Source organism: Streptomyces sp. NPDC102441, assembly GCF_044765585.1.
In the GTDB taxonomy this organism is placed as follows: Bacteria; Actinomycetota; Actinomycetes; order Streptomycetales; family Streptomycetaceae; genus Streptomyces.
This window is the reverse complement of sequence record NZ_JBIWKH010000006.1, coordinates 109680-124318: the sequence shown is the minus strand read 5'-3', so window position 1 is coordinate 124318 and position 14639 is coordinate 109680. Positions and strand designations below refer to the sequence as shown.

Sequence of the window (14639 nt, the reverse complement as noted above, 5' to 3'; positions counted from 1 at the left end):
CCCCGTCCGGAGGCGGCCCGCCGCTTCCGGACGGGAACACCAGGACATCGCGTCAGTCAGACGATTACACTGGCGGGGTGCCTCAACTACGTCTCGCACTCAATCAGATCGACGCGACCGTCGGAGACCTCGCCGGCAACTCCGAGTCGATCGTCCACTGGACCCGGCACGCCGCCGGGCAGGGCGCCCACCTGGTGGCGTTCCCCGAGATGGTGCTGACCGGGTATCCCGTCGAGGACCTGGCCCTGCGGTCGTCCTTCGTCGAGGCCTCGCGGAAGGCGCTGCGCGCGCTCGCCGCCCGTCTCGCCGACGAGGGCTTCGGGGAACTGCCGGTCGTCGTCGGCTATCTCGACCGCTCGGAGCACGCCGCCGCACGCTACGGCCAGCCGACGGGGTCCCCACGCAACGCCGCGGCGGTGCTGCACCGGGGGCAGGTCGCGCTGAACTTCGCCAAGCACCACCTGCCCAACTACGGCGTGTTCGACGAGTTCCGGTACTTCGTGCCTGGCGACTCGATGCCGGTCGTGCGGGTGCACGGCATCGATGTGGCGCTCGCGATCTGCGAGGACCTCTGGCAGGACGGTGGCCGCGTCCCGGCCGCGCGCGCCGCCGGAGCCGGTCTGCTGCTGTCCGTCAACGCCTCCCCGTACGAGCGCGACAAGGACGACACCAGGCTGGAGCTGGTCCGCGAGCGGGCTCAGCAGGCCGGCTGCACGACGGCGTACCTGGCGATGACGGGCGGCCAGGACGAGCTGGTCTTCGACGGGGACTCGATCGTCGTCGACAAGGACGGTGAAGTCATCGCCCGCGCACCCCAGTTCGTCGAGGGCAGCGTGATCCTCGACCTGGAGCTCCCACGCGCGGCCGCGCAGGCGCCGTCGGGGGTCGTCGACGACGGGCTGCGGATCGACCATGTGGTGCTGAGCGAGGAGCCGCTCCCGGCCTACGAGCCGGAGCTGGCCGGCGGATACACGGAGCGGCTCGACGACGACGAGGAGCTCTACTCAGCGCTGGTCGTGGGCCTGCGCGCGTACGTCGCGAAGAACGGTCTCAGCAGCGTCCTGATCGGGCTCTCGGGCGGAATCGACTCGGCGCTTGTCGCGGCGATCGCCTGCGACGCCCTGGGGGCCCAGCGCGTGTACGGCATCTCGATGCCGTCGAAGTACTCCTCGGACCACTCCAGGGGCGACGCGGCGGAGCTGGCCCGGCGTACGGGGCTGAACTTCCGCACCGTGCCGATCGAGCCGATGTTCGACGCGTACATGGGGGCCCTGGGGCTCACCGGCCTCGCCGAGGAGAACCTCCAGTCGCGGCTGCGCGGCACGATGCTGATGGCGGTCTCCAACCAGGAGGGCCAGATCGTGCTGGCACCGGGCAACAAGTCCGAGCTGGCGGTGGGCTATTCCACTCTGTACGGGGACTCCGTCGGCGCGTACGGACCGATCAAGGACGTGTACAAGACATCGGTCTTCCGTCTGGCGAAGTGGCGCAACCGCGCAGCCGAGGAGCGTGGGCAGACCCCGCCGATCCCGGAGGCCTCCATCACGAAACCGCCGAGCGCCGAACTGCGCCCGGACCAGGTGGACACGGACTCGCTGCCTGACTACGACGTGCTGGACCGGATCCTGGAGCTGTACGTCGACCGGGACCAGGGCCGGGACGCGATCGTGGCAGCCGGGTTCGACGAGGCCCTCGTGACGAAGACGCTGCGGATGGTGGACACGGCGGAGTACAAGCGGCGGCAGTACCCGCCGGGCACGAAGATCTCACCGAAGGGCTTCGGCAAGGACCGCCGGCTGCCGATCACGAACCGGTGGCGCGAGTCGGGCTGAGGCAGGAACGGCTCAGCGGAGCAGCGCGCCCCGCAGGGTGATGCCGTGCCGTGTGCGCAGCCGTCGCAGCTCCCACATCGCCACGACGGTGACGGACAGCGGGCCTCCCAGGGTGAGGGCCACCCACGCCACGAGCGGCACACCGTCGTAGGCACCCCGGAACACGTCGAGGAGCGCGACCTCCCAGACGAGCAGCGTCGCGAGCAGCGGCGGAACCGTCTCGTGGATGTCCGCCGTCCGGAAGACGTGCACGAGCGACTGGGCGATGCCGTAGAACACGAACGGGACGAGCCACAACAGCCAGGCTGCCAGGGCGAACAGCAGCGCGACCCTCTCCGGCGACGACGTCCAGTCCGTCTCCTCGGTGACGTAGCCCATCCCGGTGATCAGTCTCGGCGCGGCGAGGGCGACGAACAGCGCGAGGAGCGCCCCGGCGGGCTTGGCCACACGGCGCAGGAACAGGCCCCGGTTGGGGGGCCGGGCGGCCGCGACGAACACGGCGACGGCGACCGGGAAGGTCACGGCCAGCGTGATGAGGGCGGTGCGGATCTGGCCGAAGCGGTCGTCCACCACGGCGTCGGCGTCCGATGCCAGCCCGTAGGACAGCATCATCCACGTGACGGCGGCGATACCGACGACCGTCCGCAGGACCTGCGCCTTCTTCACCGCCGGGTCGTGCACACGGTCCGGCCGGGACGGCGTGAACACCGCACGGCCCACAGCGATCGGATTGAAGAGACGCCCGAAGGTCATCCGTCGCGCCGGCTGACCTCCCCCGTACGGATTCCACGGCGCGCCGCCCCCGTTTGCGCTCATCCCCCGGCCTTCCTGTCGCCGCTTCCGGACCTCACGAGGAGAATACGCAGGCTTCAGAGCGTGAAACCGCCTCTGTTCCGCTGCAGTTGCGCTGCGGTCGTGTGCCGATGGCGGCCGGCCGGCCGGTGGTGATGCCTGAGGCATCTGCCCGATGCCGTCGCCCCACCTCAGTCACCAGCATGGCCAGGAGCGCTCCCCGGCCCGGGAGCGCGGGTCACGTGGGTGTGGGGAGTGGACGGTGGCGTCGGTCGCGGTGGTACGGGATCGCACGGCGAGGCTCTGTCTGACGGGCCTGCTCGTATCGGGGTTCGGTACGTCCGCGATGTGGCTGACCGCCGGTGTCTGGGTCAAGTCGCTCACCGGGTCGGACAGTCTGGCCGCCCTCACGGTGTGCGCGATGTGGGCGCCGGTCCTCGCGGGGCCCGCTCTCGGGGCCGTGGCGGACCTGGTGCCCCGCAGGCTCCTGCTGGTCACGGTGAACCTGGTGATGGCAGGGCTGATGCCCTCGCTCCTCCTCGTCGGCCCCGAGCACCGGATCGGTGTGCTCTTCGTGGTCCTGCTCGTCTACGGCGTGAGCGGCGTGCTCCTTGACGCGGCGGAGGCCGCGCTGGTGGCGCGGGCGGTCGACGCACGGCTGCTGGGCGACTTCAACGGGCTGCGCACGACGGCGAACGAGGGCATGAAGCTGCTCGCGCCCCTCGCGGGAGCCGGGCTGTTCGCACGGTACGGCGCGGGCCCCGTGGTCGTGCTGGACGCGGTGACGTTCGCCCTGGCCGCCCTGGTCTTCGCCCGGCTGCGGGAGCCGGGCGGGGCGGCCCGGACGCGCACACGGAGGGGCGGCACGGCGGCGGGGATACGGCTGCTGCGCGGCTCGGCGGCCCTGCGGCCGCTGGTGTACGCCGGAGCGCTGACGATGCTGCCGGCGGGGCTCAACGGCGCTGCGGTGTACGCCGTCATCGAGACGCTCGGCCGTCCACCGGCGTACGCCGGGGTGCTGTACGCCTGCCAGGGTGCGGGTTCCGTGGCCGTCGGGCTGCTGGCCGGGCCGCTGCTGCGGCGGATGCCGGAGCGGGCCTTCGCGGCGGGTGGGATCGCGGTGTTCGCGGTGGCCGTGGGCGTGCGTGCGCTGGGCGGTGAGGCGGTGGCCCTCGCGGCGAGCGCGGCGATCGGTGCCGGCCTGCCCTGTGTGCTGATCGCCGCGATGACGGCGGTGCAGCGGGAGACCCCGGACGCGGTGCTGGGCCGCACGGCGGCGGCTGCCAACTCGCTGATGATGGTGCCGAACGCGCTCGCGACGGCGGCCGGTGCGGGGCTGGTCGCCGTGGTGGACGTCCGGCTGCTGCTCGTACTGACGGGGCTCGCGGGGCTGGTCACGGCGGCTCGGCTGGGCCGGTGGCGGGGGCGCGTGTCCGCTGCCCCCGCCACCGGCCGTCGCAGCTCCTAGCGGGAGTGCGTCTCGACCGGCTCGCGCGTCTCGGCGCGGGAGCCGGACGCCACGACACGCGAGGTGCCCGGGGTCCGGTCCAGGACACCCGCGGTGACCGCCACGGCCAGACCCGCCACGGCCAGCACCGCGCCGACCAGGGCCGGAGACGTCCAGCCCCAGCCTGCCGCGATGGCGACCCCGCCGAGCCAGGCCCCGCCCGCGTTGGCGAGGTTGAAGGCGGAGTGGTTGGAGGCGGACGCGAGCGTGGGGGCGTCCTTCGCCTTGTTCATCACGAGCATCTGCAGTGGCGTGGTCGTCATGAAGCCGACGCCGCCGAGCAGCACCACCATGACCAGCGCGGCCCACTGCACGTGGACGGTGAAGGGGAAGACGACGAGGACGACGGCCAGAGCCCCCAGCGAGCCGTACAGGGTGGGACGCAGTGCCCGGTCGGTCAGCGGTCCCGCCGCCAGCGCGCCGAGGGTCATCCCGATGCCGAAGAGCGCGAGCACGAGCGTCACCGAGGACTCGCCGAAGCCCATCGCCTCGGTCGTCATGGACGAGAGGTAGGAGTAGACGGCGAAGACACCCGCGAAGCCGAGGACCGCGGTGAGCAGGCCGAGGACGACCTGCCGGTTGCCGAGCGCGCTCAGTTCGCGACGTACGTTCTGGTGCGCCTCGACGGGGATCTGCGGGACGAGGCGGGCGAGCGCGGCCATCGCGACCAGACCGATCACCGCGACCACCACGAACGTGGCGCGCCAGCCGAGGTGCTGTCCCAGCAGGGTGGCCGCCGGCACGCCGACGATGTTGGCCACGGTCAGACCGAGGAACATGGTGGCGACGGCGCGCGCCTGGCGCCCGTCCGGCACGAGGCGCGCGGCGACGACCGCGCCGACGCCGAAGAAGGCGCCGTGCGGCAGCCCTGCCAGGAACCGGCCGGCCAGCAGCCAGCCGAAGTCGGGGGCGAAGGCGGAAGCGAGGTTGCCGACGGTGAAGACGGCCATCAGCAGCAGGAGCATCCGCTTGCGCGGGATCCTGGAGCCGAGTCCGGTCAGCAGCGGGGCACCGAGGACGACGCCGATCGCGTACGCCGAGACGAGGTAACCGGCGGTGGGTACGGACGTTCCCAGATCGTCCGCGACGTTGGGCAGCAGCCCCATCATCACGAACTCGGTGGTGCCGATGCCGAAGGCGCTCACAGCGAGGGCGAGCAGGGCCAGGGGCATGGAGAAGACCTTTCGGGCAGGGGGCCGCCCGGTCCATGGAGGGCCGGGTGGCGGCGGTGTGTGTGCGGGAGCGTCGGCTTCGTTGCCGGAACGGGTTATGTACCCCGTCGGAACAAAGTCTCTCAGACGTTTTATGCCCGGACGTGAACATGCCGTTGCGGCGGGGTGTGATGTGGACGTCACTCAGCGGCTCCGGCCCGCCCAGGCCGCCTGGCGGCCCTCGTGCGCCAGGACACCGACAGCACCCCCGCGCCCGCGAGGGCGAGGCACATCAACAGGGCGCTCACCCAGACCGGAGCGCGGAAGCCGAGGCCCGCGCCGAGGGCCAGGCCGCCCAGCCAGGGGCCGGCCGCCGCGCCCACGTTGAAGGCGGCCGTGGCGAAGGAGCCGGCCATCGTCGGGGCGTCCGGGGCCAGGTGGAAGACCCGGGTGATCAGCGTCGTCCCCGTGCCGAAGGCGAGCGCTCCCTGGAGCAGGACGAGGGCGAGGGCCGCCACCGGATGGGCGGCGGTCAGGGCGAGTGCGGCCCAGCCGACGGCCAGGGCGGTCATCCCGAACCCGATGACAGCGTCCGGGCGGGTGTCGGCAAGGCGCCCGGCCAGGGTGACACCCGCGAACGAGCCGACGCCGAACAGCGCGAGCACCACGGGCACCCAGCCCGCGCCGAAGCCGGTGACCCGGGTGACCAGCGGTTCCAGATAGGAGAAGGTACAGAAGGTCGCCCCCTGCACGAGCGCCATCACCAGCAGGGTCAGCAGCAGCCGGGGCCGGGCCAGGGCACGCAGTTCACTCCGCGCGCTCACCCCCGGCGCGTCATCGGGCCGGCCGCCCGGCAAGGCCACCACCAACGCGACGGCGGCAGGTACGGACACGAGGGCCACGGCCCAGAACGCCGAGCGCCAGCCCCAGAGTTCACCGAGCGCCGCCCCCGCCGGGACACCCACCACACACGCGACGGTGACCCCGCCGACGACCACGGCGGTGGCCCGCGCGCGCCGGTCCGGGCCTGCCAGGGCCAGTGCGGTGACCAGCGCCACCGCCCAGAAACCTGCATTGGCCAGCGCCCCCGCGACCCGGGTGGCGAGCAGTACCCCGTAGCTGGAGGTCAGGGCGCCGACGACATGGGCCGCGACGAAGACGCCGAGGAAGAACAGCAGTGCCCGGCGCCGGGGCCAGGTGCGGCCTGCCAGAGCCGTGAGCGGCGCACCGGCCACCATCCCGACCGCGAAGGCCGAGGTCAGCAGCCCGGCGGCGCCCAGCGAGACATTCAGGTCACCGGCGATGCCGGAGAGCAGGCCGGAGAGCATGAATTCCGATGTGCCCTGGGCGAAGACCGCCAGCCCGAGCACGTATACAGCGAATGGCATGAGAAAGGGACCCCTTGTACGGAACCGTCGGAGGAACGACCGGTGTGCAGGGGATGCGGGCCGCGCCCGTCGTCACACGTGAGAGCGCGAGGACGGCGACGCGGTGGAATGTCCGGTGTCGCTACGGGACATGAGAGTCGGCCCACACCGCCACGGAGGATCCGGCGGTGGTCGACGGCGTGACGGGCGAAGCCCGGTGACCGCTGGGGTCAGAGGCTGTCGGCGTCAGTGACCGGCCACCGGCGAACCGGCGGCCGGAGTCTGTCGGACTCGGGGCTGGACATGGGTGGGAGCCTACCGCCCGCCGAAGCGGCGGCGCTCACAGCTCCAGACGGGCCGCGATCGGCAGGTGGTCGCTGTCCGTGGCGGGCAGGGTCCAGGAGGAGAGGGGGTCGACGCCCCGCACCATGATCTGGTCGATCCGCGCCATCGGGAAAGCCGCCGGCCAGCTGAAGCCGAAGCCGTCGCCCGCCGCGCCCTGGGTGGAGCGCATCTGGGAGGTGACCCCGTGCAGCGAGCGGTCGTTCATCGTGCCGTTCAGGTCGCCCAGCAGGACCACCCGCTCCATCGGTTCGTGGGCGATCGCCTCGCCCAGCGCGTCCGCGCTGTCGTCCCGCTGGTTCGCGGTGAAGCCCGCGTTCAGCTTGACCCGTACGGAGGGGAGGTGGGCGACGTACACCTTGACCTTGCCCTCGGGGGTCGCGACCGTGGCACGCATCGCACGGGTCCAGCCCAGCTTGATGTTGACGGGGCTGGAGTCCGTCACCGGGTACTTGCTCCACAGGCCGACGGTGCCCTGGACGGAGTGGTGCGGATAGCGGTCGGCGAGTGCGTCCTCGTACGCCGCCACCTTCCCGACCGGCAGTTCCTGCAGGGCCACGATGTCCGCGCCGGAGCCGGAGACCTGCTGGGCGGTGCCCCCGGGGTCGGGGTTGCCCGCGTTGACGTTGTGCGTGGCGACGGTGAGGTCGCCGCCGCCGCCCGACTCGTCGGCGAAGAGCAGCCCACCGAAGAGGTTGAGCCAGACCGCGGCCGGCAGGACGAGGGCGATCAACGCCGTCGCGGAGCGCCGGACCAGGCCGAGGACCAGCAGGACCGGCACGAGAACGCCGAGCCAGGGCAGGAACGTCTCGATGAGGCTGCCCAGATTCCCTATGGTGTTCGGGATCTCCGAGTGGAAGACCATCACGAGGGTCAGGAGCAGCGAGCAGAGCGCCAGGAGGATGCCGCGCCGCCAGATGCCCCGGTCGGAGGCCAGTCTGTGACGCAGAGCCCGGAGTCGGGAGCCCGGCTGCGAACCCGCACCGGCGTCCTCGGTGTCCGCCCTGTACGCCTGCACCATTGCGCTCGTCCTCACTGCCTTGCCGTTCACATCACCGCGCCTCACGACCCTAGGCGATAAGGGGCGCCGTTCTCGCCGCCGACGAGGGCGGTACTGCCATCAGGACGACGGAACCGGACTGGTGAGTTCCGGCCGTAATGGCCGATTCGCGGCTTGTGACAGAACACTCACGTGGAGGCGGCCGTCGGTTTCACAGCCGTGACCCGTGTCTTGCGGTGGGCGCGGCGCGAGACCCGCACGGGTGGGCCCACTTCCCGGGAACGGTCCGGGGATGCCACCATGGAAGGGATCCGGGGACGCCGTCAGGGCGCCTCGAGATGACGAAGGAGCCGTTGGCCATGTCGCTTCAGGCTGCGCAGAACCAGTCCGCCACACCCGCGGGCCCCACTCCCGGTGCCGGTAAGGCCCTGTACGGGGGCAAGAGCACCCGCCGCATCACCGTCCACGACATCGCCGCCGCCAGTGAGCGCGGAGAGAAGTGGCCCATGCTCACCGCCTACGACGCGATGACCGCGTCCGTCTTCGACGAGGCCGGCATTCCGGTCATGCTCGTCGGCGACTCCATGGGCAACTGCCACCTCGGCTACGAGACGACCGTGCCCGTCACCATGGACGAGATGACCATCCTCTCGGCCGCCGTCGTACGGGGCACCAAGCGCGCCCTCATCGTGGCCGACCTGCCCTTCGGGGCGTACCAGGAGGGCCCGGTCCAGGCCCTGCGCAACGCCACCCGGCTGATCAAGGACGCCGGCGTCGGCGCGGTCAAGCTGGAGGGCGGCGAGCGCTCCCACGAGCAGATCCGGCTGCTGGTCGAGGCCGGGATCCCGGTCATGGGCCACATCGGCCTGACCCCGCAGTCCGTCAACGCCATGGGCTACCGGGTGCAGGGACGCGGCGAGGAAGCGGCGCAGCAGCTGCTGCGCGACGCGAAGGCGGTGCAGGACGCGGGCGCGTTCGCCGTCGTGCTGGAGCTCGTGCCTGCCGAGCTGGCCGCCGAGGTCACCCGCACGCTGCACATCCCGACCGTCGGCATCGGCGCCGGGCCCGACACGGACGCGCAGGTGCTGGTCTACACCGACATGGTCGGGCTGACCGGCGGCAAGGTCCCACGCTTCACCAAGCAGTACGCGAACCTGCGCCAGGTGATGACCGACGCCGCCAGGGAGTACGCCGAAGAGGTCGTCGGAGGCACGTTCCCGGCGGCTGAGCACACCTTCCACTGAAGCGCCACCGATACCACTGCCGCACCATCGACAGCCCGCCGACATCCCCCATCGGCGGGCTGTCGCCCGCTGTCAGCGATATGTCGGTGACTTGTCGGTGGCAGCTGGTCTCATGGTGTCCATGACGCGAAACGACAAGAACCTCGGGGACGGCAGGAACGCCGTCGAGGTGCGGGGGCTGGTCAAGCACTACGGCGACACCAAGGCGCTGGACGGTGTGGACCTCGATGTACGCGAGGGCACCGTCCTCGGCGTGCTCGGACCCAACGGCGCCGGCAAGACCACCCTCGTACGCTGCCTTTCCACCCTGATCCTGCCCGACGCCGGACATGCCGTCGTCGCCGGCTACGACGTGGTGAAGCAGCCCCGGCAGCTGCGCCGCACCATAGGCCTGACCGGGCAGTACGCCTCGGTCGACGAGAAGCTCTCCGGCTGGGAGAACCTCTACATGATCGGGCGGCTGCTCGACCTGCCGCGCAAGAAGGCCCGGTCCCGCGCCGACGAGCTGCTGGAGCGCTTCTCGCTCACCGACGCGGCGAAGAAGGCCGCGATGGACTACTCCGGCGGCATGCGGCGCCGGCTGGACCTGGCGGCGTCCATGATCGGCAGTCCGGCCGTCCTCTACCTGGACGAGCCGACGACGGGTCTCGACCCCCGTACGCGCAACGAGGTCTGGGACGAGGTGCAGCGGATGGTCGCGGAGGGGGCGACCGTGCTGCTGACCACCCAGTACATGGAAGAGGCCGAACAGCTCGCCAACGAGCTCACCGTCATCGACCAGGGCAGGATCATCGCCCGCGGCGGTGTCGACGAGCTCAAGGCCAAGGTCGGCGGCCGCACCCTGCAGATCCGGCCCTCCGACCCGGCCGAACTCGCCGCGATGGCACAGGCGGTGCGGGAGGCAGGTCTCGACGGCGTCGCGGGCGCCCAGGCGGTCCCGGACGAGGGACTGCTGTACGTACCGATCCTCAGCGACGAGCAGCTGACCGCGGTGATCGGGCTGCTCGGCACCCGGGGCTTCTCGCTCGCCCATGTCGCCACCGCGCTGCCCAGCCTGGACGAGGTGTTCCTCGCCATCACGGGCGACAAGGCCACCGTCACCGACACGATTCCCCAGGAGGTCGCGGCATGAGCACGACGACTCTGACGCCCACGCCCACCGAAGCGGCGACGTCCGCACCGGCCACCGGCCTCCACGACGAGGGCCGGATCGGGCTGCGGAACAACCTGCGCCACATCGGGGCGCTGGTGCGGCGCAATCTGCTCCAGATCAAGAAGGATCCGGAGTCGATGTTCGACGCACTCCTGATGCCGGTCATCTTCGTGCTGCTGTTCGTGTACGTCTTCGGCGGCTCGGTCGGCAGCAGCATGGGCGGCGGGCGGCAGGAGTACCTCAACTACCTGATCCCCGGCCTGATGGCGATGATGGGCATGAACATCGCCATGGCCGTCGGTTCCGGTGTCAACGACGACTTCCGCAAGGGGGTCATGGACCGGTTCCGCACGATGCCGATCGCCCGCTCCTCGGTGCTCATCGCCAAGATCGTGGTCGAGCTCGGCCGGATGACGGTCGCCACCTTGATCCTGCTGGGCATGGGCTTCGCGCTCGGCATGGAGCTCCACGGGTCGGTGCTCGGCCTGATCGGGGCGATCGCCCTGGCTGCCGCGTTCGGCGCCGCCATCATGTGGATCTTCATCCTGCTCGGACTGAGCATGAAGACCGCTCAGGCGGTCCAGGGAATGGGGATGATCGTGATGATGCCGCTCCAGTTCGGTTCGTCCATCTTCGCCCCGACCCAGACGATGCCCGGCTGGCTCCAGACGTTCACCGACTACAACCCGCTGTCCAACCTGGCCGACGCGGCCCGCGGTCTGATGATGGGCGGCCCGCTCGGCCACTCCGTCTGGCTGACGCTCGGCTGGACCGTGGTGATCACCGTGGTGATGGCCCCGCTCGCGGTCTCCAAGTTCCGCAAGAAGTCCTGACCTCCACTCAGTACTCAGTCCGCGGACCCGTCGACGAGGGCGTTGGCCTCCTCCAGGGAGAGGCCGACGCCCTCGGCGTACGCCGCCTCGTAGGCGGCGTCCCCGAGAACGCCGCGGACCACTTCCTCGGCTGCGGTGCCGTTGTGCCGCTCCATCGACGTCGGCACGTGCCCGTCCGGCAGCAGCCCCCTTCCGGCGGCCAGCAGCCGCGCCGCGGTGACGGCCCGGCGCTCCCCGCCGAGCCCGCCCAGCGCCCGCGCCGCGGTGACCAGGTAGTGCACGTTCATCTGCGGCGCCACCATCTGCGACAACCGGTCGTCAGACCGTGCCAGCGCCTCCCGGCTCCGGGCCAGGGCGTCCGAGTACAGCCCCTCCTGGCTGTCGAGCCAGGCCAGACCACCCAGCACGAACGCCTGGAAGAACTCCACCGTGGAGGCGGAGTCGAACTCCCCCTGCAGCGTGACGAGCTGTTCACGGGCCTCGCCGGTGCGCCCTGACGTCCCCAGCCACATGGCGAGGAAGAAGCGGGCGAACGCCGTCCCCTCGTGCCCCGCGTGCCGCCCCTCGACGAGCACCTCCCGGAAGATCACCTCGGCCTCCGAGCCGCGGCCGAGCTCCACCAGCGCGGCGGCGTACCGGGTACGGAGCACCATCACCTGGGCCTTGGCACCGAGTTTCTCCGCGTAACCGATCGCGGCCCGGTAGTCCTCGGCCGCACGGGCGAAGTCGCCCGTCTTCTCGTTGGCCTCGCCGCGCGAGGAGAGCGCCTCCGCCGCGCCCCAGTCGTCGCCGAGGCGGCCGAAGATCTCCAGGCTCTCGTCGGCGTCCGCATGGGCCTCGCCCGCCCAGTCGGGCCGGTTGGCCAGCACGTTGGCACGCACCTGGAGCGCGGAGGCCAGCTCCCACTCGTATCCGAACTCCCGGGAGGCGCGGACCCTCTCGTTCAGCAGTACGCGCAGATCCGAGATGTCCCCGGTGAACATGACGGCGAAGAACCAGAGCGAACCCGGACTGCGGCAGGTCTGCGGCTGGCCGGGCAGGTACGTGGCGGCGATGACGCGCAGGCGCTCCATGCCTCTCGCGTTCATCCAGGCGTCCATCGCGTCGTCCATACCGGCCAGCTGGACCAGCGCCACCTCACGCCGCGCCTCCTCCAGCAGCTCGGGGCCCATGGGCGGCGGCGCGTCGGTGCAGCGCTCGTGAATGGAGGGCGCGAGACGGGCGGGTCCGGCGAACGGGTCGGGACCGAGCGCGGCGGCGGCCTCGGCCCACTGCAGGGCGTCGCTGCGCAGATCACGCATCTGCCAGTACCAGGAGAGCGAGAGCACCAGGCAGAACGCCTCCTGCTCGTCCCGGGCGGCGACGGCGCGCCGCAGTGCGGTGCGCAGGTTCTCGTACTCGCGCTGAAGCAGTTCGAGGGCGGCGAGCTGCCCGGCGCCCCGGAGTTCGGGGTCGGTGGTACGGGCCAGCTCCCGGTAGAACACGAGGTGCTGCCGTTCGACGGCGTCCCGCTCCCCCGCCTCGTCGAGCCGTTCGGCGGCGTACTCACCGACGGTCTCCAGGAGGCGGTAGCGCATCCGGCCGTCCGCGGCGGGGGCGGCGACGACGAGGGACTTGTCGACGAGCGAGCCGAGCACCCCGGCGACGTCGTGCGCCTCCCCCGGCCGGTCCGCGCAGACCGCCTCGGCGGCGGCGAGCGTACAGCCGCCGGAGAAGACCGAGAGCCGGCGCAGAGCGGCGCGTTCGTCCTCGTCCAGGAGGTCCCAGGACCAGTCGACGACCGCACGCAGGGTCTGCTGGCGCGGCAGTACGGTGCGGCTGCCGCTGGTCAGCAGACGGAAGCGGTCGTCCAGACGGTCGGCGATCTGGCGCGGGGTGAGCATACGCAGCCGGGCGGCGGCGAGTTCGATCGCGAGCGGAAGCCCGTCGAGGCGCTGACAGATCTCGGCGCAGGCCGCCGCCGTCCGCTCGTCCGCGTCGACCCGGAAGCCGGACAGCGCGGCGGCTCCGCGCTCGGCGAGCAGGCGCAGCGCCATCGGTCCGGGCAGCGGGTCGACCGGCCGGACGAACTCGCCCGGGACGCCGAGGGGTTCACGGCTGGTCGCGAGGACGGTGAGCCCGGGGCAGCGGGCCAGCAGGTGGTCGGCGAGGGCCGCGGCCGCCTCGATGAGGTGCTCGCAGTTGTCCAGGAGCAGCAGCATGCGGCGCCCTGAGCAGTGTTCGGTGAGCCGGACGAGCGGTTCGCCCGCGCCCCGCTCCGCGGCCCGGAGCTCCTCGGCGCCCGCCCCGCGCAGCACGGTCTCACGGCCGCCGAGCGCGCTGAGGACGGCCTCCGGCACCGCTTCGGGATCGTCGACCGGCGCGAGCTCGGCCAGCCAGACGCCGTCCGGCCAGGCGGCCGCACCGACGGATTCGGCCGCCTCCTGGGACAGCCTGGTCTTGCCGGCCCCGCCGGGACCCAGGAGGGTGACCAGCCGGGCGCGGGTCAGGTCCTCGCGCAGGTCCGCGATGTCCGCGTCACGCCCTACGAAGCTCGTGAGCCTGGCCCGCAGATTGCCCGGCCGCCGGGGCCCGGGGAAGGAGCCGGGAGCCGGAGCGGGCGGGCCCTGGTGCAGCAGCCCGTCGTACAGAGCGCGCAGTACGGGGCCCGGGTCGGCGCCGAGCCGGTCGGCGAGCAGGGCGCGCACCTCGTCGTACGCCGCTAGCGCCTCCGCGGTGCGTCCGGCGTCCCGCAGCGCCCTGATGCGGAGGGCCTGCAGGGACTCGTCCAGCGGGTGGTCGGCGCAGAGCCCCGCGAGCTCGGGCAGGGCCTTCTCGGCGCCGCCCAGCGCGAGGACGGCCTCGGTCCGGGTCCGGCGGGCGTCCAGACGCCTCGCCTCCCAGCGGGCCGCCGCCACGGCGCGGTCCGGCAGGTCGTCGAGGGCGGGCCCGCGCCACAGGGCGAGCGCCTCGTCGAGGACGGTGGCGGCCTTCGCCGCGTCGCCCTCCTCCAGCGCCCGGGCGCCCTCGCCCGCGAGCCGCTCGAAGCGGTGCAGGTCCACGGCGTCCGGATCGGCGGCGAGGCGGTAGCCGTTCGCCGCCGACTCGACCGCGTCCCGGCCCAGGGAGCGCCTGAGCCGGCCCACGAGTGCCTGCAGGGCACCGGGGGCGTCGGCGGGCGGATCACCGTCCCACACCTCGTCGACGAGCACCCCCGCCGGGACCGTACGGCCCGGGCTCAGGGCGAGCACGGTGAGCAGGGCGCGCAGCCGCGCCCCGCCGAGGGTGACGGGCGTGCCGTCGGAGCGGAGAGCGCGGGTGGTACCGAGGATGCCGTAGTACACGCGCCCATTGTCCGTGACCGCTCCGCTCTCCGGGGAACTGCCACCCGTCCGTGAGACGTTCTCGCCGTGTCACCCGTACTCTCGGGGGCTCCAGC

Annotated in this window: 10 protein-coding genes; 5 read left to right on the top strand and 5 right to left on the bottom strand. The window is 72.1% G+C overall.

The window, feature by feature from the left end; all coding sequences use genetic code 11:
- Window positions 1–77: 77 nt before the first annotated feature.
- The gene (locus tag ACIREO_RS14680; RefSeq protein WP_404109067.1) at window positions 78–1832 is read left to right on the top strand and encodes an NAD+ synthase; all 1755 of its coding nucleotides are present in this window, start codon (window positions 78–80) and stop codon (window positions 1830–1832) included.
- A 12-nt stretch (window positions 1833–1844) separates the two neighbouring features.
- Here the strand turns inward: ACIREO_RS14680 and ACIREO_RS14675 are convergent, their stop codons facing one another.
- Window positions 1845–2648: a hypothetical protein gene (locus ACIREO_RS14675; protein WP_404109064.1), complete on the bottom strand. Its 804-nt coding sequence runs from the start codon at window positions 2646–2648 to the stop codon at window positions 1845–1847.
- 238 nt (window positions 2649–2886) lie between these two features.
- Between ACIREO_RS14675 and ACIREO_RS14670 the strand changes: the two genes are divergently transcribed.
- Window positions 2887–4092 carry an MFS transporter gene (locus ACIREO_RS14670; protein WP_404109062.1) on the top strand — a complete coding sequence of 402 codons (1206 nt, stop codon included), beginning with the start codon at window positions 2887–2889 and terminating at the stop codon, window positions 4090–4092.
- Here the strand turns inward: ACIREO_RS14670 and ACIREO_RS14665 are convergent.
- The 3 genes from ACIREO_RS14665 to ACIREO_RS14655 all read right to left on the bottom strand — a co-directional run bounded on the left by ACIREO_RS14665 (window position 4089) and on the right by ACIREO_RS14655 (window position 8012).
- On the bottom strand, window positions 4089–5303 hold the full coding sequence (locus ACIREO_RS14665) for an MFS transporter (RefSeq protein WP_404109060.1): 1215 nt from the start codon (window positions 5301–5303) through the stop codon (window positions 4089–4091). The genes ACIREO_RS14670 and ACIREO_RS14665 overlap by 4 nt on opposite strands.
- 179 nt (window positions 5304–5482) lie before the next feature.
- Window positions 5483–6670, bottom strand: a complete 1188-nt coding sequence (locus ACIREO_RS14660) for a Cmx/CmrA family chloramphenicol efflux MFS transporter (RefSeq protein ID WP_404109057.1) — start codon at window positions 6668–6670, stop codon at window positions 5483–5485.
- Between the two features lie 319 nt (window positions 6671–6989).
- On the bottom strand, window positions 6990–8012 hold the full coding sequence (locus ACIREO_RS14655) for an endonuclease/exonuclease/phosphatase family protein (protein WP_404109054.1): 1023 nt from the start codon (window positions 8010–8012) through the stop codon (window positions 6990–6992).
- Between the two features lie 338 nt (window positions 8013–8350).
- Between ACIREO_RS14655 and panB the strand changes: the two genes are divergently transcribed.
- The 3 genes from panB to ACIREO_RS14640 all read left to right on the top strand — a co-directional run bounded on the left by panB (window position 8351) and on the right by ACIREO_RS14640 (window position 11221).
- Window positions 8351–9235, top strand: a complete 885-nt coding sequence (panB, locus tag ACIREO_RS14650) for a 3-methyl-2-oxobutanoate hydroxymethyltransferase (RefSeq protein WP_404109051.1) — start codon at window positions 8351–8353, stop codon at window positions 9233–9235.
- A gap of 112 nt (window positions 9236–9347) precedes the next feature.
- Entirely contained in the window at window positions 9348–10367 is a 1020-nt protein-coding gene (locus ACIREO_RS14645; protein ID WP_404109970.1) for an ATP-binding cassette domain-containing protein, read from the top strand.
- Complete coding sequence (locus tag ACIREO_RS14640) at window positions 10364–11221, top strand: ABC transporter permease (protein WP_404109048.1); 858 nt, start codon at window positions 10364–10366, stop codon at window positions 11219–11221. Before ACIREO_RS14645 ends, ACIREO_RS14640 begins: the two co-directional genes overlap by 4 nt.
- Window positions 11222–11235: 14 nt before the next feature.
- Here ACIREO_RS14640 and ACIREO_RS14635 read toward each other — a convergent pair whose 3' ends face one another.
- Window positions 11236–14544, bottom strand: a complete 3309-nt coding sequence (locus ACIREO_RS14635; protein WP_404109046.1) for a BTAD domain-containing putative transcriptional regulator — start codon at window positions 14542–14544, stop codon at window positions 11236–11238.
- Window positions 14545–14639: the final 95 nt, after the last annotated feature.